The sequence below is a fragment of the Alcanivorax sp. genome (assembly GCF_040118815.1).
Classification (GTDB): domain Bacteria; phylum Pseudomonadota; class Gammaproteobacteria; order Pseudomonadales; family Alcanivoracaceae; genus Alcanivorax.
Genome location: NZ_JBEDTC010000009.1, coordinates 41,581 through 68,316, shown reverse-complemented (window position 1 = coordinate 68,316; position 26,736 = coordinate 41,581). Strand labels below are relative to the sequence as shown.

The following is a 26,736-nucleotide window of genomic DNA, read 5'->3' as shown; positions in this document are numbered from 1 at the left end:
AAAAACAGGCCGGCACCCCGACCTGGAACAAATTAGAAAGAGTACTTAACAGAAACCGAAGCGTTGTTCCGGTCGGCCAGTTTGTTGGAATATTTGGCGCCCCAGAAGGTAGTACCAGACATGGCCACTTCCAGGTTGTTCAAGTACAGGAAACTCACCCCCAGGGTCGCCGCTTTACGATCTTCCATAAAGTTACCACCAATCGGGGAGTTACCGTTTACATCATGGGCAAAACGTACACTCGGGCTCATGGAAACACCCGCGAAAACGTTACTGTAATCCGCCTTCAGCACCGCACGGTAGCCCCAGGAGGTGGGGTCCAGGTTGTACTTGTTCGGATCATCGGGGCTCAGGATTTGTGCTTCTGATTCCAGAATTGCCGCTGTTGAGTTGTATTCCTCATCCGGGCTTTCCAACCCTTCGATGTGTTCAACACCCAGTTCCAGCAAAGCAATCAGGCCATCAGAACCGAATGTAGGACCGAAGTTAAAGATGCTGACCAGGGAACCGTTGTAGCTCTCGACTTCATCATAGAAGTAATAAAGCTGACTATCAGTAACCACGGTATCGCCAGACAGGCAGCTTCCACCCATTTCTGCACGCACACAGTGACCGGTCAGGTCTTCGATTCTCACGACAGTATCAGGGCCCAGCAAACCCGCTGATTTACCGGCGGCCCCCGCCAGGGCAGAAATCAGGTCATCGCCCGCTTCGTTGATAATCGCCCGCTTGGGACGATAGGCAATTTCACCGGCCAAAGACATGTTGCCAATGCTGGTGTTGAAGCTACCGCCAATCATGTCCTGATCTTCAGCATAAGCCATCTGATATTCTGCGGTATCGATGATCAATGGCATCGCTGCCGCGCCACCACCTTGTGCGGCCTGGACATTGTTCAAACGCGCCCCCACAACCGGCGTCTTCGCGTGAGTGCGGGTGTAATACAGCGCGAACTCTGTACCATTAAGACCTTCCGCAAAATAACGATATGCCAGACCAAACTGGCCACTATCTGATGCTTCCTTGTCCCGGATGCGATCTACGGTGACCTGAGTCGCTTCATATTGATAATCGGAATAGGTCGCGCCTGTATAGCCTGCAAACGCCCCTTCAAGACCCGGTGCATTAGCGCCCAAAGCAACGACCCGACCATCGATGATCACGTGGTCGGCCCCTTTACCCGGGAAGGCATCATGGGTGGAGAAGTATGTACCGGTTGGCGCATCTTCCGAGTTCTTCCAGTCCAGCTGGTAGAACGCCTCAAGCGTGGAATTGAAGGTCAAACCGTAAGAGAAATACAAACTATTGAGGGGAAGCAAGGCCTCTTTGATTTCAGAGCCCGGCAAACGCAAGGCATTCAGGTCAAAGTAGTTGGCGGTGTTGACGCCGTTCTGCATGAACAGGGCCTCACCCCAGTTAATCACCTGCTGGCCCAGACGCACGTTCAGCGGCCGCTCGAACATATCGAAGTTGCCCCACACATACGCATCCAGCATACGCGCACGCTGGCCCGCATAGCGCTCGGCATCGCTGGTAAAGTCATCACCGGTGCCATTGTTGGCGTAATCCGAATAGGTCGCATAGCGACTGAAACCATTACCAGGCACATACGGGGCAGACGCATTCAGAGCGCCACCGTCATGGCCGCCATTCATGATCACCTGATCGTAGAATGCAGTACCACGCAAGAACATGCCGTACTTGCCCTGCCAGCTCAGGTCCAGCTCCGGGGTAATTTTGTACACCAGAGACGCCAGGCCTGTATCGTAATTATTGTTGGCATCGTTCTTGTTGATCTGCGAACCGTACCCGGCCTTGGTCATGTCCACCACATCACCGGTGGCCGCCAACATCGAATCCTGACCTTCGGTCCGAAACAAGGCACCCACTGACAGAGTCGTATCCAACCGACCTGACCAGTCCGGGTTATCGAAATCCAGTTGAACCGCTGAAGCGGGGAGGGACAGCCCTGTGAGGGCAGTGATACTGGCGACGGCCATCGCCAGCCTGGTTCTACGCAGGTGATTATTATTCATGTAGCTCTCCGAATTGCCATGCGCATGGCTTTATTGTTTTTTACTCGGGCAATAGTAGCTCCCATTTGCAGCAGGTCCCATCATTCTTCCTGACACAAACCACCGCCCGAGCTAATGCATAATTCTTACACATCAGGAAAAAAAATAAATCCCCTGTGTACTCTATTATTAACGACTAGCCGGTCATCCCGTTATTGGCCCCGTACAGCTCCATCAGGCGCCCGCCCTGAAATCAGGATGACAAGATGCGCCCCAGCACCTCCACCACGTTATCTGATGCAGTTTGTTGCGCATCGGATAACGCATCCGTCAACCGCGCCCTGCGCTGCGGCTCAAGCTTGGGCAAACGCGCCGCGCCGTTGGCAAGACGGGCTGCCACCTGCGGATTGATGGCATCCAGCCGGGACAGTGCCAAGGCAAACAACCGGTAACCCGCCCCACTTTCCGCATGAAAAGCCGACGGGTTGCCATTGGTGAATGCACCCACCAGAGCGCGCACCCGATTCGGGGTTTTCCAGTCAAAGGCCGGGTGTTCGAGCAAGCCATTGACCCGATCAACGGTCTGCTCGCCTGGCACCGTGGCCTGCACCGCAAACCATTGGTCCATCACCAAGGCCTCTTCCTGCCAGCGCTCAGCAAACTGCGCCAGCGCCTGTTCAGCCCCCGGCAAGCCATGGTGCACCAGCACTCTTAGCGCTCCCAGCTCTTCACTCATGCAAAGTGGCAGCTCAAACAGTTCCACAGCCAGACGGCCAGCTTCCGGGTGACCACCCGCGGCCAGAAAATCCAACGCCAGATTACGGAGCTGCCGGCGCCCCATGGCCAGGCCATCCATACTCAGCTCGGTGGCCAGCAGATTTTCAGCCAGCGACAGCCAGTGCTGCTGCAATGCTGCGCCCAACGCCTGCTTCATGGCGCTGTGTGCCAGGTGAATCACAGCAGGATTCAAAGGGCTGTGCCGATCACCCAGCGCCACCTCACCGGGCAAGGTGAGTAGCAATGCCGCCTGCGCCGGATCTTCATCGCTACGAGCAATCACCTGCTCCAATACTGGCACCAACGCTGCAGCTTCTGCATCCGCGTTGCGAGGCTCAGCCACTAAGCGATCCAGAGCTGCGAAATAAAGACGCTGTGCTGCGTTCCAGCGACAGTAACCATCACTGTCATAAGCCAGCAACCGTGCCAGCTGCTCTGGCGTGTAGTCATAATCCAGCACCACCGGCGCAGAAAAGCCGCGCAGCAATGAGGGGGTGACCCCCTCTGGCACGCTGAACGACACGCTTTGTTCTGCCTGATCCAGAATGACCACCTGCTCACTCTGCCCGTTCGCCAACGCACAGGGAGCCCCTTGCTCATCCAGCAATGCCAGGCGCACCGGGATCACCAACGGTTGCTTATCTGCTTGACCCGGGGTGGCTGGAGTATGTTGGCGGAAAGTAAGGTGATATTGCCCGTCACTGTATGCATCGGTGACGGTGAGCACGGGCGTGCCTGCCTGGCTATACCAACGCTTGAACTGGCCAAGATCCTGCCCGGAAATGGCTTCCATGCTGGCGACGAAATCGTCACAGGTGACGGCCTGACCGTCATTCGCCTCGAAATAATGGTCCGTGGCCTTGCGGAAATTCTCCGCTCCCAGCAGGTGATATTGCATGCGAACAATTTCCGCGCCTTTTTCATAAATGGTCAAGGTGTAGAAATTATCGATCTTCTGGTATTCCTCCGGACGCACCGCGTGGGCCATCGGGCCTTGATCTTCCGGGAATTGATGGTTCACCAGGAAGTCCACGTTTTCCACCCGCTGAACGGCAGCGGAATTCATATCCGCCGAAAATTGCTGGTCGCGGAAGACCGTAAACCCTTCCTTCAGACTTAACTGGAACCAGTCCCGACACGTCACCCGGTTACCGGACCAGTTATGGAAGTACTCATGGGCCACCACAGATTCCACCCGCTGAAACCCCGCGTCTGTGGTGGTCGAGGGGTGAGCCAACACGCAGGACGTGTTGAAAATATTGAGCCCCTTGTTTTCCATGGCCCCCATATTGAAATGGCTGACTGCCACAATCATGTAGATGTCGAGATCGTATTCCCGGCCGTAGCACTGCTCATCCCAACGCATGGCGTTTTTCAGGGACGCCATGGCATGGTCCAGCTTGTCCAAATCACGATGCTCGGCATACAGACGCAACGCCACCTTACGACCGGATGCCGTCACAAAGGTATCTTCCAGGCAGGCCAGATCCCCGGCCACCAGAGCGAACAGATAACAAGGCTTCGGGAACGGGTCTTCCCAGGTCACCCAGTGGCGACCGTTCCCGCCTTCTTCTTCATCGCCCCAGGCCACGGGATTACCGTTAGAGAGCAACAACGGATAGCGGGCTTTGTCGGCCCTTACGGTGGTAGTAAACCGGGCCAGCACATCCGGGCGATCCGGGAAAAAAGTAATGTGACGAAAGCCTTCCGCTTCACACTGGGTGCAATACATTCCGTTGGACTGATACAGCCCTTCTAGCGCGGTATTTTTCTCCGGCTCAATATCGACCACGGAGGTCAGCGTACAGGCATCAGGCAACCCTTCAACGGTTAACAGGCCGTTTTCATAATGGTAGCGGTCGCTGTCGAGCACCACATCATCCAGGGCCAGGGTGCGCAAGAGGAGACCTTCACCGTTGAAGGTCATTACTGTGGCGTCAGGAGAGGCGGGATTGCGGCGCAGAGACAGACTACTGGTCACCGTGCTCACACCATCGCGAATATCTACATCCAGTGCCACGCTATCGACCAAATAGGCCGGCGGCTGGTAATCCACCAGACGGGTTGTTTTCACTGCACTGTGCGCGGTTTCCATCTACTGCTCCTGACAAATCACGGGAACCGCCATCTTAATGGTTAGCCCAGAACGACAACACCCCGCCGAGGCGGGGTGTTGTCGTTTATTGGACTTAACGGTGAATCAGGGAGCGGGAGTTTCCACATCACCCGGCGCAGCTGAACCCACGGCCGTTTGTGCACCACCCGAGAGAATGAAGCTCACCGCCTGGGTCTGAAGCTCCACCGTTACCTGAGGCGCACCACCAGAAGGTGTCAGCAACGAACCATGGCCACCAGCAGTCATCTTGACGATGCCCGGGGTGCCGGAAACATCTTGCGCACCCGGCGTCAGCTGTACAGCCCCCACCAGAGAGGACAAACCATCGGTGCCCATCAGCGGCAGCGCTGCATCACCATTTGGCACAACCGCATCACCATTGATCTGCTGGAGCAGAACCGGCACACCAAGGGTTCCAAGGGTAGCGGCAAAGTTCACAGGATCACCGGATGCCACGGTACTTTGCGCCACATACAGGAACTTCTCGTAATCAGACGTGCCCACCTGAACGCCATTGGCGGCGAGGCCTGCCTGGATGCGCGGTGCAAAGGTATCGGAATTGTTCAGCAGGTGAGCCAGCTGCGTACCGCCAACGGACCCTACAAAACCCTGGATCGAATTCAGGTTACTGCCGAAGCTGGCATCGTTACTCATGGCAATCTGGTTCACGGTGGTGAACACCGAACCAACGATGGTGCCCAGTGAAGCGCCAACAACCGTCACGTTATCCGTGTCGAGTGCGCCGTTGCCATCAATATCCAGATCACTGATAGCCTCAATACTCGCATTCAGGTTCAGCAAGTCCATAACCGATTGGCGCATGTTGTCACGGGTATTGCTCAGATCGGCAAGGTTGATAAACCACGCACCCGCTCCGTCCAGCGCAGTGGGATTGTCAAAATTCATCGGTGCCGGATTACCCGCAGCATCTTGAGCAATATTGAAGTGCCGCTCATGCAGACTATCACCATACAGCGTGGAGAACGGGATCAAGGCACTGTTTTCCACATTAAGCGCGCCAGCAAAAGCACTGTTGGCCGGAACACCATGAACCGGAAGATCAATGGCCACTGTCGCCACACACTTGGACGCCAGTGTGTGGCCCAGCGCCATCACTGACGTCCGGTCACTGGTAATGCCATGCACGTAAATAACCGTCGGGTAACCCGAGCTATCGCGGACATTCGCACAGGAGGCACCGCCAAGCTCCGCCGGCGTCGTTACCGGGTTCGGCAAGGTTACCTGCAGCGGCACCGTTTCATTCCCCTTTTGCGCTGCAAACGGGTAGCGATAAGTCACATTGAATGAACCGTCCACATCCATGGGCGGCACACCCACTCCCAGCTGTGAGCCGAGAACCTGATCTGCCATCCAGGACGTTTGCAGGAAGCTCAGATCAGCCGCATTTGCTGGCGCCTTAAGATAATAGGGAAGCTCGATGGCCCCGGTGTACAGCTTGCCCACATCGGCATCCAACGCACCCTGAGTCAAAGTGTTGAAATCCAGCCCAGTAGCAGCGCTAACGTCAACACTGCGCTCTTTCGGCGTACTCAGCAGCCCACCTGATTCCAAATCAGCCGCATTAGTTGCAGCCGTGGTCTGATCCAGCCCGGCATCAACCTGAGCCTGGGTTACTGCCGCGCGTGGCGCGGCCATTGCAACCAGCGGGGTGAGCGGATCCGTGGTGGTAAAGGTGTAGGAAATCACCACGGAATCTTTCGCGGATACCGGGTCGGCCGCCAAACCATTGGCAAACAATACACCGCCGGCAATGGTTTCCCATCCCTGAACAGCGCCACGCACGGGTGCCAGGCTGGCAGGTACTGGAGGCGCGTCGGCTCCCATTAACTGGTAGGAAGCAGAGCCACCAACAGGGTCGCCTTGAGAGTTGAGCAAGCCATCAGTCACAAACACCAGATACTTGCTTTTCGCCATCAGCGGGGTTGCTGGAGTGATACGCAGCACGTTGTCAGTGCCACCATCAACAGATGCCGTTGAGGCCGCGTATGCGGTCGTTGCCAGTGCCGCCATATCAACGCCGACAACGTTACCGGGGTTCAGGGCATCACCGTCACCGCCCGAGGTATCAAGAGGAATAAGGAAGACATTTGGCTGGCACATAGCCCCCATAGCGGCCTGAATCGGGGTACAAATGCTGTCAGGATCGATAGAACCGCCAGCGAAGCCGATATCAAAATAGGCTGTAACCGAAAAGCCATCCAGACCATTGACTGCTGCCTCGATCGCGTTACCTGGCACGCCCACATTCGCCGTGCCATCACTGGTGGCCGCATCGGCAAAGATCAGATCCGTATTAAGAGGCAGATCCGATGTCACAGGGTTAAATTTCGGGTAAGTCCCGAGGAAGGTTGCCCCTTCACTCTGATCCGGTACCGTGTCACTCTCGCCGCCACAGGCAGCCAGTGCCATAGCCACTGCCACCGGCAGTACCTTTTTATAAGTATTCATGATCTCTCCCAAACCACTTTTTATTATCTAATTTCTGCCGTTGCTCGCACTTACACTCAGGGGGCTTGATGCCAGCAGCAGAAGGCTCTTAACCGAACGCATTATTTTTACCTACGCTAACCCCACTACCGAAGCGGGATTTCTAGGAAGAATACATTAATTCGGTTTTTCCACAAACGCGCGGTATAGAAAAATAATGGAGGGAAACGCCGGCAGGCGTTTTTTCAGGGACGACTCGCCGGTCACCGGCGAAAAGTATTCAGATAATTAAAATATGTTTACTGCAATGTGTCCGGACCACGCAGAGTCACCGGCTGCTCTTCCGGTTTTTCTTCACTGCTTTTGCAAGCCTGCTCCATATACCCGGTACGCTGCTCTTCCGGCAGGTTCCGCTGCTCCCAGGCAATCACCGCCTGCAAACACAGCTCTTTTTGCTCACGGGTCAAAACACGGCCATCCGCCCATTTCCCGGTTTCCACCGCACGGCGCATGTTGTTACAGGCCTCTGGGGACATAGAGGCAATAAGGTCTTCAAAATTTTGGTAGTTCATGCTGTGCTCTCAAATAATGCGGCAAAAATAGCGACAAGCCTCAAGCTGCAACGCGGTTATGTGGAGTGGCGAGCTCATAACTACAAGACCGCGCTTAATGCTTGAGTGTGGGCTGTGGTCAAAAAATAGAGCCTTAGTGCGAAGGGCTCTTCTTTAAGTGACAAAGCAGCCACTGTTCGGGGGCTTGCTCCGTCGCTTCACCCTCTCCTTTTCCGTTGTTTCCACTTTCCGCTTGTAGCTTGTAGCTATCAGTTGCTGTCACCCGGCCGGCTGCTCCAGCCCAGCTTGGACCGACATGCCTGATAAAAATCGTGGCCCGGGGGGTGAATCAGATGTAACCGGTGGGGTTTCTTACGGATGGCAATCACATCATCCACCTGCAGGCGAATCCCTTCCGTGCCATCGCAACTGACCAGTGGCCGCACTTTTTCCGTGGTGATGTGGATCTTGATTTCGCTATCACCGGCCACCACCAGCGGGCGGCTTGTCAGCGTATGCGGATTCAGAGGCACCAGCACCATGGCATCCAGTTTGGGATGCATGATGGGTCCACCACCGGATAACGCATAAGCGGTGGAGCCGGTTGGCGTGGAGATAATCAGGCCATCGGAGCGTTGGCCATAGACAAAATGGCCATCGATCATCAATTCAAAATCGATCATGTGAACACTGTCACCGGAGAGCAGCACCACATCGTTTAGAGCGGCACCCTCACCCACCACGGTTTTGCCGCGGCGCACTTCCAGATCAAGCAGGAAGCGTTTTTCCGTGCTGTATTCGCCATCCAGCACCTGCCCGACCCGGGACTCAATTTCAGAGGGGAGTATATCCGTAAGGAAACCCAGATGACCGCGGTTAACGCCCAACACCGGCACGTTATAGCGTGACAGCGTGCGGGCAGCCCCCAGCAAGCTGCCATCACCACCCACCACAATCACCAGATCGCAGGCTTCCCCCATTTGTGAAGCGCTGGCGGCCTGTAATCCCATTTCCGGGAGGTTGCGGATAATGTTCTTGTCGAGGATGACGGTGCAATCCCGGCCGTGCAGAAAGTGGATCAGCTGGCGCAACGAATAGAGCGCCTGCTCACTTTCCGACCGTGCGATTAAGCCGATGTTGCGAAACTTCTCTTGCGCCACAGGGGGATCTCATTCAGGTAATGCTGCGTTGGGTGATGCGAAACCCGAAAATCGGGCAGCCTCACCATCCGGCAAGCACTACCCCTGAGTCAGGTACTCGTGCAGGGTACCAGCATTGGCATTCAGCCCGCCATCCAGCACGATCACATCCAGGCCGGCGTTTTTTAACAGAAAAGCGGCGGTGGCGCTACGTCGACCGGTATCACAGTAGGCGATATAGGTCTTGCCCGGGTCCAGCAGACGGGATTTCAGGCGCAACACATTGAGTGGCATGTTGGTGGCTCCGACCAGGTGCTCCTGGTCAAATTCATCACTGGTGCGTACGTCCAGCCACCAGGCCCCCTTCTCTGCGGAGGACAATACCTGATCGCCCGGCATGGTATTGATGATGGGTTCGCGCAGCAGGGCATCAAAGTCCTGCCGATCCAGCTTCATCAGCACCCCGTCCGTGGCCATGGTCACCGTGGCATTACGCGGCTTTCCGGACAACAGCGCTTCCTCACCAAACCATTGCCCCTCTTCCAGCATGGCCACCGGTGAGGGGTCGCTTTCCCCCATGCCAACCGAAACCTCACAAACCCCTTCTTTAAGGATAAAGCAGCAATCAGCCGCCTCTCCCTGGCGGATAATCACCTCGCCTTCCTTGTGGCGGCTGGCCTTCAGGCTGCGGAAGATCTCCAGAATATTGGTCGGCGGTACCCGATGAAAAAGCTTGGACTTGAGCAACCGGATCATCCATTCCCGATCGTTCTGGTAGGCAGAGTTGGCATTAATATCCAGAATCACGTAACCCGCTGACTGATCCCACGACAAAATGGTATCCAACCGGAAGCTGTCAAAGCGCACAACACTCACTTCGCCCACGGCTTTCGCGGTACTGCGTCGAGGCTGCACATGCTCCAGCGGATGCCAGGACGCGGTATCACCGGCGCTCACCGTATGGCTTGTGCCTTCTTCATCGGTGAGCTCCACCCGGCCACTAAGCAGATAAATCGTGGCGTTATCCTGATCTCCCAACGAAAAAAGGACATCACCTGACGCATAGCGGCACACTTCCTGCTGGTCTAGCAGCCAGTCCAGTTGATCGCCAGACAGGGCATTAACCGGCACAAACGTCTGTAACAGGCTTTTATCGATGGATTCCTGCGCCATAACAGCGGCTCCCGATGTTCTTGTTGTTGCAATGGATATTGCAATCCTGCCGGGCCGAAGCCCCTATCAGAAAAAAGTACTGCAAAAATCTTACCAATCAAGCATCTATTGGAACCAGTTCACAGTTAAGCCCTCAACGGAATCGAAGCACGTTGTCGATGGCAGAATCATTGCGGCAGTTCGGGCAGCGGTTGGCGTTGCAATCTGACACCCCGGGCTTGAACTGGTTGGGCACCTCCACACGAATCACCCGCTTGCCACAAGGCGACTCATCCCCTCCCACAAGGACCTGACAGGTGGGGCTTTCATAATGCGCCAGCCAGGCCCGGTAATGATCTTCGGTCACCAGGCACTTGCGGGCAGCAAAGGCGGTGGGGTTTTCCATATAACTGGCCACCTGATCCGCCGCAATGGAGATATGCCCAGCGCCGGGATGGAAGGCGATAAAGCTCAACCCCAGCTCTTCCAGCTTTTCCAGGGTCTTCTGTGCGCCACTATTCGCGTCTTTCGACTTGTTGCGTTTCTGCTCGGCGATTTCACCACGGAGCTGGCCAATCAGGTCATCCCGGGTCAGTACATCCATTTCCAGCAAGTGCAACTGCTCCGACATCTTCGCCCGCTCTTCCTCCAGTCGCTGCTCCAGCGCCAGCTTGTACTGCTCTGTGAGCACCTCCATTTCGCTGCCCTGGTGCTCACTACGGCGACTCTGCTCTTCCAGACTTTGATTCAAAGACAGCAGCTGTCCTTTCAGGGACTCATTCTGCTCCCGCAAGGCGCCATTCTGGGATTTGATCGCCTTGAACTGCCCCATCACCTTTTCTAGCTGGGCATTGAGGATTTCTTCTTTCTGCTGCGCGGCATAGCGGGCTTTGGCGGCGTCTTCCGACTGGGTGTTTTCCAAGGTCTGCACACGCAAGCGCAGCTCTTTGATAATGCGCGCCAGGCGAACACGCTCCTGATCCGCTTTCTTTTGTGAGTCATCCGCTACCGGTGCAATCGTGGGCGCCGATGTGCCCACCACTGGAGGGGCCGCGACCTCCATTTCATCATCCATTTCCAGGCCCATCTTCGGGCCCCGCTCACGAATAGAATCGCGGATCGCAATAAAATCGTTGGCTCCGGGCTTCATCCCCGGATCCCACATCTGGTCCTGGTGCCAAGCCACCGGGCATTGGCTACGGCAAGCAAGACGAATCGGGCCTGCGCCCATGTCCGGCCCCTGCCCCGCGTGCTCCGCAAGATGGCGTAACGGCACATTCCACGTGGTATCGGCCATTCCATCTTCATCAAAATCAATGGTAAACAGCACCAGAGAGCGTACCCGCAACTGGCCGTTAACCAGGCAATACGCGCCCCGCACCTCTTTGTCCGCAAACTCCGGCACCCCCACCATTCCATCGAGAATGGCTTCGAAATCTGCGTAGAGCATGCTTTTGGAAATACCCCGATGATCAAAAAACAGAATTGCTTCCGAGGTAACAGAGGATGCAGCCATGGTGCCGGTCCTTCCCTTAAAATTATTTTATAGGTGGCCGCCGCAGGCAGATGCGTCGCGCATCCTGTCACACCCAAAAGTGACACCCACAGTCACGGCGCTGCCAATTATAGTCAGGCCTTATGGAAAGAGTGTGACCTGAAAGGCAGCTAAAAAAAAGTAACGACGATAGCTTGCGTCAGACGACGCCACCAGAACAGTACCGGGGTCACGTTGCTGCAGAAAAGGTAAACAGAAGAGGGGGCGGAACAGAGAGAGGCAACAAAAGAGGGGCGGAAGAACAGCGACGGATTACAACTCCTCGCCGTCGTCCACCCAACCATCATCTTCCAGCCACTCTTCCAAGCTTTCCATCAGCAGCTTTTCTTCCAAACGCTCTTCCAGATAATCATCCATTGTCTTTTTCCTTCTATCGTTTCACATGTCGTCCATGGGATTAGACAGAAAGAACGTGACAGGTTGATGAAAGAGACGCTGCACGCTTCACGCAACAGGCAACACGGAAAGCAAAGGAGAAACACAGGCGAGCTACTGGTATGCAGCGTGTTGCGTGGAACATGTAGCTTTCTTTAAACACAAAAAAGGCCCTCCCGAAGGAGAGCCTTTTTTGCTGAATAGTGGCGGAGCGGACGGGACTCGAACCCGCGACCCCCGGCGTGACAGGCCGGTATTCTAACCAACTGAACTACCGCTCCACTTATCCCTTACGGAATTCTTTCACTTACTAAATATGGTGGGTGATGACGGGATCGAACCGCCGACCCTCTGCTTGTAAGGCAGATGCTCTCCCAGCTGAGCTAATCACCCTTGTTCGCGCTGCGAAGTGGGCGCCATTCTAGGGATTGAGCCGGGGGTGTCAACGGCTTTTTTCAGAAAACCGTTCGTTTGCCTAGAAAATGGGCGATACGGCTAAAAAATCGGCTAGCAACGAGCTTCTAGCCATCAGCCGCGAGCAAACATTGAACGTCTACCCCCCGCTGCCCGCGGGCAGCGGGGGCAAAAAGTGCCGGCCATGTCACGGCGGCCAGGCTCTCCTGTCAGCTCGAAGCTAGCAGCTACTATTCTTTCTCAAGCGCCTCAATTCTCGCTTTTGCCTCTTCCAGGGTGAATTTGCCCGGTAAAGACTGCCCATTCGGTTTGGCAATCAGGTAACAATGCACATCCAGGGCCCAGGTCTGCCGGTTCAGCTCGCCCTCCTCGATGATGGAATAACCGGTTTCCCCCCAAGCAATCGCGTTGCCAATCATGGTGCGGACTCACCAATAACCCGAGCCAGCATAATGTTGGCCAGGTCATCCAGGCTCAGCGGCCCGTCGCGATCAAACCAGTGCGGCGCCCAGCCGGTCATCCCCGTCAGCAAGCGACGCATAATGAAAGGGTCAGTGGTAAAGGCACCCTGCTGGTGCAGATCCGACAATACATCCAGCCACAACTGTTCATAGATACCGCGCAGCTTGAGCGCCCTTGCCTGCTTGTCCGCACTCAGGCACCGCCACTCGGTCACCATCACCGTCATCGCCTCGGCCGTGTCGCCGACAATCGATTGCAGCTCCGCCCGAATCAGCGCCCGCAACTGATCCTTACCGGTATCGTGGGACGCTACCGCCTGGCGCAATCGCTCAGTATTGAAGTGGATCACCTCTTCCATCACCGCATAGAGGATGTCCTCCTTGGTTTTGAAGTGATGAAAGATAGAACCACTCTGAATCCCCACTGACGCCGCGATATCACGAACCGTGGTGCGATCGAACCCTTTGTCGCGAAACAGGTGTGCAGCGGCACTGAGCAAACGCCCACGAGGGGAATCATCAATTCCATTAATCGATAGAGACTCAGCCATTGTTATCCTCTTTATTCAGGCACGCATTATCACGGTTACGAGCAGGGAGCAGCAAGGTGAGGCCTGCTGAAAGTGAAAAGTTTAAAGTTGAAACGCGATCTGGACTGGTTGCCAGACATGGATCTCTTGGGCCACGACTCGTTCTTTGCGCGCCCTCCCTTCCTGTCTGCATTGGGTTGCCGCGTTTCAACTTTAAACTTTTCGCTTTCAACTGCTTTTTTCGCCCTTTACAAACCAAGCGCTTGCTTGGTAGCTTACGGAACCATGAATTCACACGCAAATGGAGCCACCATGTCAGAGCCTGTTCGCATCGGTTGTGCCGCCGGATTCTGGGGCGATACCAACAGCGCTGCCTTCCAGCTGGTTCACCAGACCGAGCTGGATTACCTGGTGTTCGACTACTTGGCCGAGGTCACCCTGTCGATCATGGCCGGGGCACGGATGAAAGACCCCAACGCAGGCTATGCCCACGATTTTGTCACCAATGTGATGGCCCCGCTGGCCAAGGACATCAAGGCGAAAAAGATCAAGGTGATCAGCAACGCAGGCGGCGTAAACCCCCGTGCTTGCCGCGATGCCCTGCACAAAGCGTTTGCCGCCGCGGGCGTGGAAATGAAGATTGCCCTGGTAGAAGGGGACGACCTGAATACACGCCGCAACGACTTTGCCGATGTGACCGAATTGGACAGCGGCGCCCCCCTTCCGCCCATGACGGTCACCATGAACGCCTACCTGGGTGCCCTGCCCATCAAGGCGGCGCTGGATGCCGGCGCTGACATCGTGCTCACCGGGCGCATCGCCGACTCCGCCGTGGTGTTGGGCCCGCTGATGCACGAATTCGACTGGTCCGCCGAGGAGTACGACAAGCTGGCCCAGGGGTCACTGGCCGGGCACGTGATCGAATGCGGCGCCCAATGCACCGGCGGCAACTTCACCGACTGGCACGACGTACCGGACTTTCACAACATGGGCTTCCCGGTGGCCGAATGCCATGCGGATGGCCACTTTGTGATCACCAAGCCCGACAACACCGGTGGACTGGTCACCTGCGCCACCGTGGGCGAACAGATCGTGTACGAAATTGGCGATCCCCGAGCCTATTTGCTGCCGGACGTGGTGTGCGACTTTACTCAAGTGACACTGGAACAAGTCGGCGAGCATCGAGTCAGCGTCTCCGGCGCCCGTGGCCTGCCCCCCACGGACAGCTATAAAGTCTCCGCCACCTACCCGGACGGCAACCGCATTACCGCCTCCTTTTTGATGGGGGGCATCGATGCACCCGCCAAAGGCCAGGTGGTTGCCGACGCCATACTCAAAAAAGTGGCAGGCCTCTTTCAGCAGCTTGGCATGGCCCCGTTCCGCGACACCAGCGTGGAAGTACTCGGCAGCGAAAGCACCTATGGCGCCAATGCCCGCCGCGCGGACACCCGTGAAGTGGTCGTCAAAATCGCCGCCCTGCACGATGACAAGAAAGCCCTGGGCCTGTTTGCCCGGGAAATCGCACAGGCCGCCACCGGCATGGCGCCGGGCCTCTCCGGCCTGGTCGGCGGTCGCCCCAAACCCTTCCCGCGTATCCGCCTGTTCTCCACTCTGGTGGAGAAAAAGGCGGTCACCGCTACCGTGGATCTGGATGGCAACCCGCACTCCGTCGACATCTCCTCCGGCCAGGTCTTTGATGCCAGCGCCCTGCCCCAGGACACGGATTACGGCACCGCCAACGGCGATACTGACACCGATACCACGGTGCCACTGGTCAAGCTGGCCTGGGCCCGCAGTGGTGACAAGGGCAACCATGCCAACATCGGCGTCATTGCCCGCAAGGCGGAATATTTGCCTTACCTGAATGCAGCGCTGACCGAACAAGCCGTGGCCACCTACATGCAGCACGTGCTGGATCCAGACGCAGGCAGCGTTCACCGCTGGTCTATGCCGGGCATGAATGCCTTCAACTTTCTGCTGAAAAATGCCTTGGGCGGCGGCGGCATCGCCTCTCTGCGCATTGACCCGCAAGGTAAGGCCTTTGCCCAGCAGTTACTGGATATGCCTATCTCCGTCAGTCAGACCATCGCTGATGAAGTGAGCAAATAATTCTGTTTCAGAGTGCTGCGAGCCAGCACCTTTAGGACTCCAAGGACCCAACAATGTCATACCGTTCCGTCTTTAAAGAAAATCTGTTTGCCGGCCAGAACATCATTGTCACCGGCGGCGGCTCCGGCATTGGCCGTTGCACTGCCCACGAACTGGCGGCCCTGGGCGCCCGTGTCGTGCTTATCGGCCGCAAACAGGAAAAGCTGGATGCCGTGGCCGCCGAAATTGCCGAAGACGGCGGACAGGCGCTGGGCTTTTCCTGCGATATCCGTGATGAAGAAGCAGTAAAAGCCACCGTGGCCGATGTCTACAAGGCGGTGGAGGTTGTCCACGGCCTGGTCAACAACGCCGGCGGGCAATTCCCCTCGCCACTGGCACTGATTAGCCAAAAGGGCTGGGAAACCGTGGTACGTACCAATCTGACCGGTGGCTTTCTGATGGCCCGCGAAGTGTTTATGCAAGGCATGAATAAAAACGGTGGCAACATCGTCAACATCGTCGCCGACATGTGGGGTGGCATGCCCGGCATGGGCCACTCCGGCGCCGCCCGCGCCGGCATGGTCAATCTCACTCAGACTTCCTCCTATGAATGGGCCAGCTGTGGCGTGCGCGTTAATGCAGTGGCGCCGGGCTGGATCATGTCCAGTGGCATGGACACCTACCCTGATGGTTTTAAAGAGACGCTTAAAACCTTGCGCGCCGCCGTGCCACTGCAGCGCATGGGCAATGAATCTGAAGTGTCCGGCGCCATTTGCTTCCTGCTCAGCGATGCCGCCGCCTTTATCAGCGGCGACACCCTGCGCATCGACGGCGCCGCCAGCCAGGGGAATGTGGCGATCTTCCCGCTGCCCGCCCACGACAAGAGCAAGCCGTTCGATGGCTTCCACCGTGCCACCACCCCGGACGTGTTCAAGGATCTCTAATGGCGACTCTCGACAGCGCACTTGACCCCAACAGCGAAGAATACCGCCAGAACCGCGAGGCTCTGCTCACAGCAGTGGACGAGTTCCGTGCCATTGAACAGGCCGTGGTGGATACCGCTGAAAGCAAACGTGCCAAGTTTGAAAAGCGCGGCCAGCTGCTACCCCATGAGCGAATCTCACGGTTACTGGATGCCGGCTCGCCTTTTCTGAGCCTAATGAATCTGGCCGGTTACAAGATGCACGACGACAAGGACGGCACCGAAGCCGGCGGTAGCACCATTGCCGGCATCGGCTATGTGTCCGGTGTCCGTTGCCTGGTCACCGCCTCCAACTCGGCCATCAAGGGCGGCACCATTTCCCCCTCCGGCCTGCACAAAACCCTGCGGCTGCAACGCATCGCCCTGGAAAACAAACTGCCGGTGGTGAGCCTGGTGGAATCCGGCGGCGCCAACCTGAACTACGCCGCAGAAGTATTCGTGGAGGGCGCCCGCACCTTTGCCAACCAGGCACGCTTGTCTGCCGCAGGCATCCCTCAAATTACCGTGGTGCACGGTAACGCCACCGCCGGCGGGGCCTATCAACCAGGGCTATCTGATTACGTGGTGGTGGTTCGCGAACGGGCCAAGATGTTCCTGGCCGGCCCTCCCCTGCTGAAAGCCGCCACCGGGGAAATTGCCACCGACGAAGAACTGGGTGGCGCAGAGATGCATGCGGGTACTGCGGGCACGGCCGAGTACCTGGCGCAATCCGATGGCGACGGTATCAGCCAGGCTCGCGATCTGGTCAAGCTGCTGGGCTGGCGCCGGGCGGCAGCAACCGCTCCCGAGCATGAAGAACCCAAATTCCCGCCGGAAGAACTGCTCGGCGTGGTTCCTGCTGACGCCAAGAAACCCTACGACGTACGTGAAGTCATCGCCCGTGTCGTTGATGGTTCTGATTTTCTGGACTTCAAAAACGAATGGGACAGCGCCACCGTCTGCGGCTGGAGCACCATCGAAGGCAAGCCCATAGGCATCATTGGTAACAATGGCCCGATTACCCCACGCGGCGCCGCCAAGGCCGCCCAGTTTATTCAGCTCTGCGATCAGACCCGCCGCCCCTTATTGTTCCTTCACAACACCACCGGTTTCATGGTCGGAACCGATGCAGAACAGAACGGGGTGATCAAAAACGGTTCAAAAATGCTGCAGGCCGTGGCCAATGCACGGGTACCGAAAATCTCCGTGTTAGTGGGCGGCTCCTACGGCGCCGGTAACTACGCCATGTGTGGTCGCGGCCTGGACCCGCGATTCATCTTTGCCTGGCCCAATTCCAAAGTCGCGGTCATGGGTGGCCAGCAGGCCGGCATGGTGCTGCGCATTGTGGCCGAAGGGAAACAACGGGCCAACGGTATCGAACCGGACCCGAAAGTCCTCGACATGCTGCAGCAGACCACCGCCCAGAAACTCGACAGCCAGTCCACGGCCCTCTACGGCACGGCACGCTTGTGGGACGACGGCATCATCGACCCACGCGACACCCGCCGGGTAGTGGCCTACGCATTGGACATTTGTGACGACGCTGAACAACGCCAGCTGCACCCGAATTCATTCGGGGTGGCGAGACTATAAAAGCTACGAGCTTCTAGCTACGAGCAACCAGAAAACGCGGTCTTGTTTTTACTGGCAGCTAGAAGCTCGTGGCTAGCCGCTTTGGCAACCCACATAGCCAAAAATGGCCGACATAACCGAACACAACGAACATAACGAACACAACAGGGAGCCTCCCATGCAATTCACTCAGGAACACGAAGAACTTCGCCGTACCGTCCGTAATTTTGTCGACAAGGAACTGAACCCCCATGTGCGTGAATGGGAAGACGCTGGCCGTTTCCCCATTCATGAAGTCTTCAAAAAAATGGGCGACCTGGGGTTGCTCGGGGTAACCAAACCGGAAGAATTTGGTGGCATGGGGCTGGACTACTCCTACGGCATGGTAATGAGCGAAGAGATGGGCCGGGTTCATTGTGGCGGCGTACCTCTGGCGGTGGGTGTACAAACCGATATGGCCACTCCAGCCATCGCCCGCTTCGGCTCCGATGAACTGCGTCGTGACTACCTGGCCCCCGCCATCGCCGGCGACATGGTGGCCTCCATTGCGGTTTCCGAACCCCATGCCGGTTCCGATGTGGCAGCCGTGAAAACCACTGCGGTTAAAGACGGCGACGACTACGTGATCAACGGCACCAAGATGTGGATCACCAACTCGCCCAGTGCCGATTTTTTCTGCCTGTTGGCCAACACCTCCGATGCCAAGCCCCACGTCAATAAATCCCTGATCGTGGTGCCCAAGGATGCGGCCGGCATCACCGTGGACAAGCCGCTGAACAAGCTGGGCATGCGCTCTTCGGAAACCGCCCAGGTGTTCTTCGATAACGTTCGCGTGCCCCAGCGCAACCTGATCGGTCAGGAAGGCATGGGCTTCATGATGCAGATGATGCAGTTCCAGGAAGAGCGTTTGTTTGCCGCCGCCAACAGCCTCAAGGGCATGGAACATGTGATCGATGAAACCATCGCCTACGCCAAGGACCGCAAAGTATTCGGCATGTCGCTGATCGATAACCAGAGCGTGCATTTCCGCCTGGCCGAGCTGCAGACCGAAGTGGAAGCACTGCGCGCCCTCACCTACCAGGCCTGCGAAATGTATGTGAATGGCAAGGATGTCCTGCAGCTGGCCTCCATGGCCAAACTGAAAGTGGGCCGCCTGAGCCGCGAAGTGGCCGACAGCTGCCTGCAGTACTGGGGTGGCAATGGCTTCATGTGGGAAAACCCCGCCGGCCAGCTCTACCGTGATGGTCGTCTTGGCTCCATCGGCGGCGGCGCCGACGAAATCATGCTGGGCATTATCTGCAAGACCATGGACATTTTGCCGGGCAAGAAACGCTAGGCGCCTAACGCCTAACGCCTCACAAATGGTGTGTTTTGACTTTTCGCGTCAAGCATCTGGCGTTCAGCGTCAGGCCCGCATTTTCGAAGGACAAACCAATGAGCCTACCGCAAACCGAAACAATCACCCTTAACCAGGACGGCCCGGTTCTGCATATCACGCTGAACCGGCCCGAAAGCCGCAATGCCATGAGCCTGACCATGGTGAACGAATTGATGGCGGTGTTTGAAAGCGTGGCCGGCGATACAACCATTCGCGCCATCGTTCTGCGCGGCGCCGACGGCCATTTCTGTGCCGGCGGCGACATCAAGGACATGGCCGGAGCGCGACAGCAGGCCGCCGGCGGCGACGATAGTGCCTTCCAGGCGCTGAACCGTCGCTTCGGGGAAATGATTACCACAGCCAACCGCCAGCCACAGGTACTCATCACCGTGCTGGAAGGGGCGGTCCTTGGCGGCGGCTTCGGCCTGGCGTGTATCTCGGACGTGGCTATTGCCAGCGAAGACGCCACCTTCGGCTTGCCGGAAACCGGGCTGGGTGTGATCCCCGCACAAATTGCCCCCTTTGTGGTGGAACGCATCGGCCTGACTCAGGCCCGCCGCCTGGCCTTGACCGGCGTCCGCTTCAAGGGAAACGAAGCCTTGCGGCTGGGTATCGTGCATGAGGTAGCAAGTGACACCGGCGCACTGGATTGCGCACTGGAGAACACGCTGAAGGCAGTGCGTCGCTGCGCGCCCCATGCTAACCGGGTTACCAAGGAGCTGGTGTTGAACGTAGGCCACATTCCCATGAACACCTTGTTGGACCAGGCCGCCACCGACTTCGCCGCGGCGGTTAACAGCGAAGAAGGCCAGGAAGGCACCATGGCGTTCGTACAAAAACGTCCGGCGGCCTGGAATCAATAAGAACAAACGTTGCGCGGAGCGAGTGGCGAAGACCTATCACCAGGGACTTCGTTTTTCCTTTCGTCACTCGTACCTCGCTCCTGAGCTGTTCCTGTCCTTAGGCGCCGCTCCTGCGGGAAAGATTTTTCAACCGGAACACCGGTAAGGAACCACAATGAGCTTTGAAAAAATCCTGATTGCTAACCGTGGCGAAATTGCCTGCCGAGTCATCGCCACCGCCCAGTCCTTGGGCTACCGGACCGTGGCGGTCTATGCCGAGCCGGATGCCGGTGCCCGTCATGTGCAACTGGCTGACGAAGCGGTCTGCATCGGCCCGGCCCTGGCCAGCGCCTCCTACCTGAACATGGACGCCCTGCTCGCCGCCTGCCAGCAAACCGGGGCCGATGCGGTGCATCCCGGTTACGGCTTTCTCTCCGAAAATGCCGCCTTTTCCAAGGCATGCAAAGAAGCAGGCATTACCTTTATCGGCCCTGATGAAGACGCCATTCAACTGATGGGGTCCAAGCGGCTTTCCAAGATCGCCATGCAGGATGCCGGCGTGCCGTGTATCCCCGGTTATCAGGGTGAAGAGCAAAGTGACGAACGCTTACAGCAGGAAGCCGAACGTATTGGCCTGCCCCTGATGATCAAAGCCAGTGCCGGTGGGGGTGGCCGAGGCATGCGTGTGGTTACCGACGCCAGTGATATCAGCGCTCAGCTGAAAAGCGCCCGCCAGGAAGCCAAAAACGCATTCGGCAGTGACGAGCTGATACTGGAACGCGCGGTCCTGCAGCCCCGGCACGTGGAGATCCAGGTATTCGGTGATCGCCACGGCAACGTGATTCATCTGGGCGAGCGCGACTGTTCCGTGCAACGCCGTCACCAGAAAGTGGTGGAAGAAGCGCCCTCTCCGGCGGTAGACGAGTCCCTGCGTCAACGCATGGGCGAGGCCGCCGTACAGGCGGCCAAGGCCTGCCAGTATGTGGGTGCCGGCACGGTGGAATTCCTGCTTGCGCCGGAAGGCGACTTTTTCTTCCTGGAGATGAACACCCGTCTACAGGTGGAGCATCCAGTCACTGAGCTGGTCACCGGCCTGGATCTGGTTGCCTGGCAAATCAAGGTGGCGCGCGGCGAAGCCCTGCCACTGACTCAGGATCAGGTGACACTCACCGGCCATGCCATGGAAGTGCGCCTCTATGCCGAAGACCCGGCGCAGAACTACATGCCGCAAACCGGCCCGATACTGCGCTGGGAACCGGCCACCGGTGACGGTATCCGCATTGACCACGGTTTGGTGGAAGGCGCCGAGATCGGCAGTCATTACGACCCCATGCTGGCCAAAATCATCGCCGTGGGCGACAGCCGTGAAGACGCCCGCCGCCGCCTGATTCGTGCCGTGCAAGAGACCACTCTGATGGGCGTCAACGACAACCGTCAGTTCCTGGCCGCGATCCTCGCCCATCCGGTCTTTGCCCGTGGTGAGGCGACTACCGCCTTTATTGCTGATGACTTTGCCGACGACAGCAGCCTGGCCGGCGATGCCCCGGACGCCCTGTTGTGGGCTCTCGCAGCGTTTTATCACTGCCGCAGCGAAACCCCGTCCGATGCCCTTCGCGGCTGGCACTCCAGCACCTTGGGCGCACAGCCGGTCACCCTGCGCTGCGACGAGCATACCCAAACGCTCTACATTCGTTATCAGGATGACGCGGCACAGATCAGCGTCGGCGACCCGGCACAATCCCTCACCCTGGCTCCACTCAGCAACAACCGCGTGGCCGTCAACGGCGTCGCTATGGACGTCAAGGTGTTACAGGATGGCAAGCAATACTGGCTGCAATGTCAGGGCCGCACCGCCTGCTTCACCGATGATACCCACACCTCTGCCGGCAACAGCGACCAAGCCGGTTCCGGCCTGATCCGTGCCCCCATGGACGGCGCCATTATCGACGTGAACGTGAAAGCCGGCGATACCGTCAGCAAGGGGCAGGTTTTGGTGGTCATGGAAGCCATGAAAATGGAACACAGCCTGAAGGCAGACTGCGACGGCAAGGTAGAGGCTCTCGATCTGAGCCCTGGCAGCCAGGTAAAACGCCAGCAACTGCTGGTCACCGTCACCCCGGATGCGGCGGAGTAACCTCCGTCACATCCGGTCAGTGACAATTTAGTCACGGAGAAGGATGCTCTGTTGTGCTTCAATAATTTGCACCGGGCAAATTGAGCCAAAACAATGCGCGTCAATTTCCCCGGGCACTGCCACCGGGCAGGGCGCTTGCCCTGCCCTGGTGCTACGGTTATGGTAAGCGCCCGCTTGCCAACACTGGGCTCCCGGCTTTTCCGGGCCTTCCAAGAATACAGACAATGGAGATCCTATGAGCAACGCCGACATCATCACGTTGCCCAAGCTTCTGTCCAAGGTTCCAGAGGTAATCACCAATCTTCCCGGCCTGATCAAGGGCTCGAAGATGGCGAAAATCACTGACACCAGCAAGCCATTGGGGCTGGGCGTTGCTATCGAGCGCGCCACCAGCATGAACCCGAATGGCGCTGCCGTGGTCTACCAAGACACAGAACTTACCTACAAACAGTTCAACGCCTGGGCCAACCGCCTGGCAGACTATCTGGCCTCCATCGGCCTGAAAAAAGGCGATACCGTTGCCGTCAACGTTGAAAACCGCCCCGAGCTGCTGGCCACTGTTCTTGCCTGCGCCAAACTGGGCGTCTGTGCGGCCCTGATCAATACCTCCCAGCGCGGCAAGGTACTGATCCATAGTTTCAATCTGGTGAAACCCAAAGCCGCTATCGTGGGTGAAGAACTGGTTGATGCCGTGGAAGAAGTTCGCGGTGATCTGGATCTGAAAGACAACTTCTTCTTCTTTGCTGATCAGAACACCCTGGAGAACCCTGGCGAAGCCCCGGCCGGTTACAAGAACCTGGCCAGCGAAAGCCGCGACTGCTCCAGCGAGAACCCCGCGTCCAGCAAACAGACCTTCCTGCGCGACCCGCTGTTCTACATCTATACGTCCGGCACCACCGGCTTGCCCAAGGCAGTGGTCTTCAACCACGGCCGCTGGGAAAAAGCCTACGGTGGCTTTGGTTTCTCCGCCGTACGCCTGACCAAAGACGACCGCATTTATACTACTCTGCCGTTCTATCACGCCACAGGCATGGTGGTTTGCTGGGCCTCGGTTATCGCCCATGCCGGGGCAATCGTTATCGCGCGCAAATTCTCAGCGAGTGGCTTCTGGGATGATATTCGCCGCCATAACTGCACCGCCTTCGGCTACGTAGGTGAACTGTGCCGTTATCTGCACGAACAGCCGGCAAAACCCAACGACAAAGACAACAAGGTTCATACCATCGTTGGTAACGGCCTGCGCCCGAGCATCTGGAAAGACTTTAAAGACCGTTTCGGCATTGACCGTGTGGTAGAGCTGTACGCGTCGTCGGAAGGTAACGTGGCCTTCACTAACGTGTTCAACTTCGACAACACCGTTGGCTTCTCACCGGTTAGCTACGCCATCGTCAAATATGACAAAGAACGTGACGAGCCAGTTCGCGATAGCAACGGTCACATGATCAAGGTCGGCAAAGGCGAGTCTGGTCTTATGCTGGGCGAGATCACCGACAAGACCCCATTCGACGGTTACACCGACGCAGAAAAGACCGAGAAATCCATCTACCGCGATGTGTTCACCAAGGGTGATGCCTGGTTCAACACCGGCGACATGATGCGCGATATCGGCTTCCGCCATGCCCAGTTCGTGGACCGCCTGGGGGATACCTTCCGCTGGAAAGGCGAAAACGTCTCCACCACCGAAGTGGAGCAGATTCTCGATGGCTACGACGGCATCCAGGAATCCGTGGTCTACGGTGTGGAAATTCCCAACACCAACGGCCGTGCTGGCATGGGGCAGATCCGACTGACTGGCAGCCACAGCGACTTTGACTTCAAAGGCCTGTGTGACTACCTAAAGCGAGAGCTACCCGCCTACGCCATTCCGATTTTCCTGCGTATCAATGAAGAAGCCATGGAAACCACTGGCACCTTCAAGCACCAGAAAAACAAGCTCAAGGAACAGAAGTATGACCTGAGCCAACAAAGCAACGCGGTGTACGCGCTGCTGCCTGGTGAAAGTTGCTACCAGAAACTGGACGAAGCCACGCAAAACGGCATCGACGGTGGAGAGTACCGCTTCTAGCGCACTCACTGTAAAGAAGCACAAAAAAGGCGCCTCACGGCGCCTTTTTTGATTCTGTATGCAGGATAACCCACCACCTGTTGGCAATTTCCGGCCTACGCTTAAACTCAATCAGCAGCCAACAGCCTCTTGTCATCAGCATATCAACGATCACCACAGTTACTCACATCCGGTTTTCTATCCACGGCATCTGTGGATAACACTGTTAGCGAGTGTCGGATAACGCTTTCAAAGCGAGCACTGGCAGGGCCTCCAGCGACTTGCGTGGTTTTTCACCAAGCTGAAACAGACCTGCATAGGCAGCAAAAGGTCAAGCCCATTAGAATTTTTTTATGGCCTGGGGATTATTCCACAAAAGCTGTGCATAACTTTGTGAACAACCTGACTAAAAGCCGCCGAAGCGCCCAGTACACGCCACCTCCCACAAACTGATTCATTTTTACACGAATCATAAACTATTGATTATTCAGTGACTTATTGGTGCTTTTTTACACTCTTCGCGGAGGGATATTGATCGGGTTCTCAAAATGGCGGTCGTAACCAGCTTGTGCAAAAGCGTCAGAGAAATCACATCTCTGTCATAACGACCCTGTGTTTTCGGTCTATGACATAGCTGGCTCTACCCGGGGGATATACTTTTTCCACAGATCCTGTGGATAACACTGTGCATAGCCAGTAGAAAACCCTGCAAAATCACCCAAAAATCACGCATCAGGACGACACGGTTATTTTTTGATCAATCATTTTTTTAATTATTTATCAATGCGTTACGTTGTTTTCTATGAGTATTTAACGTGACTGTCATTTTTTTCTGCAGAAAAAGAGCATTGACAAAAAACTGTGTACAAAATTGGGGCACGCGCGCGTTACCAAGAGTGACACCCTGGTACAATCGTGCATATAACAGGTCACCTTCCTGTCCGACGATCCGGTTGCCACTGCCACCCTCCTCCTCAAGAACACGCCTCCAGGACAAGAGCGGCAGCGTTTGCCTGTTAGCCGAATGCCTGCAAGCCGGTCTGCGCTCGGCCCAGTATCAACGCATGGACATCGTGCGTGCCTTCGTAGGTATTCACCGCTTCCAGGTTCATCACGTGGCGAATCACATGGTATTCATCACTGATCCCGTTGCCACCGTGCATATCGCGGGCCTGGCGAGCAATATCGATAGCCTTGCCACAATTGTTGCGCTTCATCAGCGACACCATTTCCGGTGCCCAGTTTCCCGCATCCATGAGCCGACCCAGCTGCAACGCACCCTGCAGGCCCAATGTAATCTCGGTCTGCATGTCGGCCAGTTTTTTCTGAATCAGCTGGGTCGCCGCTAATGGACGACCAAACTGTTTGCGGTCCAGGGTGTATTGGCGAGCGGCCTGCCAGCAGAACTCCGCCGCGCCCATGGCGCCCCAGCTAATACCGTAACGCGCTTTATTCAGGCAGCTGAACGGCCCTTTCAGGCCTTCCACGTCCAATCGGTTTTCCTCCGGTACAAAGCAATCATCCAACATGATCTGCCCGGTGATGGACGCCCGCAGGGAGAACTTGCCTTCGATCTTCGGGGTGCTGAAGCCATCAAAGCCCCGCTCCACCACAAAACCGTTAATCTTGCCATCCAGGTTCGCCCACACCACCGCCACATCCGCAATCGGCGAATTGGTAATCCAGGTCTTGGCACCTGTCAGCAGGTAACCGCCATCCACCTTTTTGGCCCGGGTGCTCATAGAACCCGGGTCCGACCCATGGTCTGGCTCGGTCAAACCAAAGCACCCCACCCATTCGCCGGTAGCCAGCTTGGGCAGGTATTTCTCACGTACCGCTTCACTGCCAAAGGTATAGATGGGAAACATCACCAGGGACGACTGCACACTCATGGCAGAACGGTAACCGGAGTCCACCCGCTCTACTTCCCGGGCGACCAGACCATAACTGACGTGATTTACCCCAGCGCCACCATACTGTTCAGGAATGGTCGGGCCGAGAAAACCCAGCTCGCCCATTTCCGTCATGATTTCCCGGTGGAAAATCTCATGGCGATTCGCCTCGAGCACCCGGGTCATCAATTTTTTCTGGCAATAATCATGGGCCGCATCACGGATCATTCGCTCGTCGTCGCTGAGTTGGGTTTCCAGTAACAACGCATCGTTCCATACAAAGCTATTCATA

General features: G+C 56.9%; 17 protein-coding genes and 2 tRNA genes. 7 read left to right on the top strand and 12 right to left on the bottom strand.

Annotated elements, in window-relative coordinates; translation table 11 throughout:
* Positions 1-32: 32 nt before the first annotated feature.
* The 11 genes from ABNH18_RS06835 to ABNH18_RS06785 all read right to left on the bottom strand — a co-directional run bounded on the left by ABNH18_RS06835 (position 33) and on the right by ABNH18_RS06785 (position 13,554).
* Positions 33-2,036, bottom strand: a complete 2,004-nt coding sequence (locus ABNH18_RS06835; protein ID WP_349382095.1) for a DUF1302 domain-containing protein — start codon at positions 2,034-2,036, stop codon at positions 33-35.
* 232 nt (positions 2,037-2,268) lie between these two features.
* On the bottom strand, positions 2,269-4,887 hold the full coding sequence (gene pepN, locus ABNH18_RS06830) for an aminopeptidase N (protein WP_349382094.1): 2,619 nt from the start codon (positions 4,885-4,887) through the stop codon (positions 2,269-2,271).
* 105 nt (positions 4,888-4,992) lie between these two features.
* On the bottom strand, positions 4,993-7,377 hold the full coding sequence (locus ABNH18_RS06825; protein ID WP_349382093.1) for a hypothetical protein: 2,385 nt from the start codon (positions 7,375-7,377) through the stop codon (positions 4,993-4,995).
* Between the two features lie 278 nt (positions 7,378-7,655).
* On the bottom strand, positions 7,656-7,928 hold the full coding sequence (locus ABNH18_RS06820) for a YeaC family protein (protein ID WP_349382092.1): 273 nt from the start codon (positions 7,926-7,928) through the stop codon (positions 7,656-7,658).
* A 248-nt stretch (positions 7,929-8,176) separates the two neighbouring features.
* The gene (locus ABNH18_RS06815; RefSeq protein WP_349382091.1) at positions 8,177-9,067 is read right to left on the bottom strand and encodes an NAD(+) kinase; all 891 of its coding nucleotides are present in this window, start codon (positions 9,065-9,067) and stop codon (positions 8,177-8,179) included.
* 78 nt (positions 9,068-9,145) lie between these two features.
* A complete protein-coding gene (locus ABNH18_RS06810; RefSeq protein WP_349382090.1) occupies positions 9,146-10,219 on the bottom strand; it encodes a cyclic nucleotide-binding domain-containing protein in 1,074 nt (357 codons plus the stop codon).
* 133 nt (positions 10,220-10,352) lie between these two features.
* Positions 10,353-11,714, bottom strand: a complete 1,362-nt coding sequence (locus ABNH18_RS06805; RefSeq protein WP_349382089.1) for a hypothetical protein — start codon at positions 11,712-11,714, stop codon at positions 10,353-10,355.
* A 618-nt stretch (positions 11,715-12,332) separates the two neighbouring features.
* Positions 12,333-12,409: transfer RNA gene (locus ABNH18_RS06800), tRNA-Asp, on the bottom strand.
* Positions 12,410-12,445: 36 nt separating this feature from the next.
* Positions 12,446-12,521: transfer RNA gene (locus ABNH18_RS06795), tRNA-Val, on the bottom strand.
* Between the two features lie 251 nt (positions 12,522-12,772).
* Positions 12,773-12,961, bottom strand: coding sequence for a hypothetical protein (locus tag ABNH18_RS06790; RefSeq protein WP_349382088.1), 189 nt, complete (start codon positions 12,959-12,961; stop codon positions 12,773-12,775).
* Complete coding sequence (locus tag ABNH18_RS06785; RefSeq protein ID WP_349382087.1) at positions 12,958-13,554, bottom strand: TetR/AcrR family transcriptional regulator; 597 nt, start codon at positions 13,552-13,554, stop codon at positions 12,958-12,960. The genes ABNH18_RS06790 and ABNH18_RS06785 overlap by 4 nt, the downstream gene beginning before the upstream one ends.
* Positions 13,555-13,845: 291 nt before the next feature.
* On the opposite strand from ABNH18_RS06785, the gene ABNH18_RS06780 reads away from it, so the two are divergent.
* From ABNH18_RS06780 to ABNH18_RS06750, 7 genes are all read left to right on the top strand, one after another.
* Complete coding sequence (locus ABNH18_RS06780; protein ID WP_349382086.1) at positions 13,846-15,642, top strand: acyclic terpene utilization AtuA family protein; 1,797 nt, start codon at positions 13,846-13,848, stop codon at positions 15,640-15,642.
* A 53-nt stretch (positions 15,643-15,695) separates the two neighbouring features.
* The gene (locus tag ABNH18_RS06775; protein WP_349382085.1) at positions 15,696-16,565 is read left to right on the top strand and encodes an SDR family oxidoreductase; all 870 of its coding nucleotides are present in this window, start codon (positions 15,696-15,698) and stop codon (positions 16,563-16,565) included.
* Complete coding sequence (locus tag ABNH18_RS06770) at positions 16,565-18,175, top strand: acyl-CoA carboxylase subunit beta (RefSeq protein ID WP_349382084.1); 1,611 nt, start codon at positions 16,565-16,567, stop codon at positions 18,173-18,175. Before ABNH18_RS06775 ends, ABNH18_RS06770 begins: the two co-directional genes overlap by 1 nt.
* A 157-nt stretch (positions 18,176-18,332) precedes the next feature.
* The gene (locus ABNH18_RS06765; protein WP_349382083.1) at positions 18,333-19,490 is read left to right on the top strand and encodes an acyl-CoA dehydrogenase family protein; all 1,158 of its coding nucleotides are present in this window, start codon (positions 18,333-18,335) and stop codon (positions 19,488-19,490) included.
* A gap of 98 nt (positions 19,491-19,588) precedes the next feature.
* On the top strand, positions 19,589-20,395 hold the full coding sequence (locus ABNH18_RS06760) for an enoyl-CoA hydratase/isomerase family protein (protein ID WP_349382082.1): 807 nt from the start codon (positions 19,589-19,591) through the stop codon (positions 20,393-20,395).
* Positions 20,396-20,549: 154 nt separating this feature from the next.
* Entirely contained in the window at positions 20,550-22,508 is a 1,959-nt protein-coding gene (locus ABNH18_RS06755) for an acetyl/propionyl/methylcrotonyl-CoA carboxylase subunit alpha (protein WP_349382081.1), read from the top strand.
* A gap of 235 nt (positions 22,509-22,743) precedes the next feature.
* Complete coding sequence (locus ABNH18_RS06750) at positions 22,744-24,573, top strand: long-chain-acyl-CoA synthetase (RefSeq protein ID WP_349382080.1); 1,830 nt, start codon at positions 22,744-22,746, stop codon at positions 24,571-24,573.
* Positions 24,574-25,568: 995 nt separating this feature from the next.
* Here ABNH18_RS06750 and ABNH18_RS06745 read toward each other — a convergent pair.
* Positions 25,569-26,735 carry an acyl-CoA dehydrogenase gene (locus ABNH18_RS06745; RefSeq protein WP_349382079.1) on the bottom strand — a complete coding sequence of 389 codons (1,167 nt, stop codon included), beginning with the start codon at positions 26,733-26,735 and terminating at the stop codon, positions 25,569-25,571.
* Position 26,736: the final 1 nt, after the last annotated feature.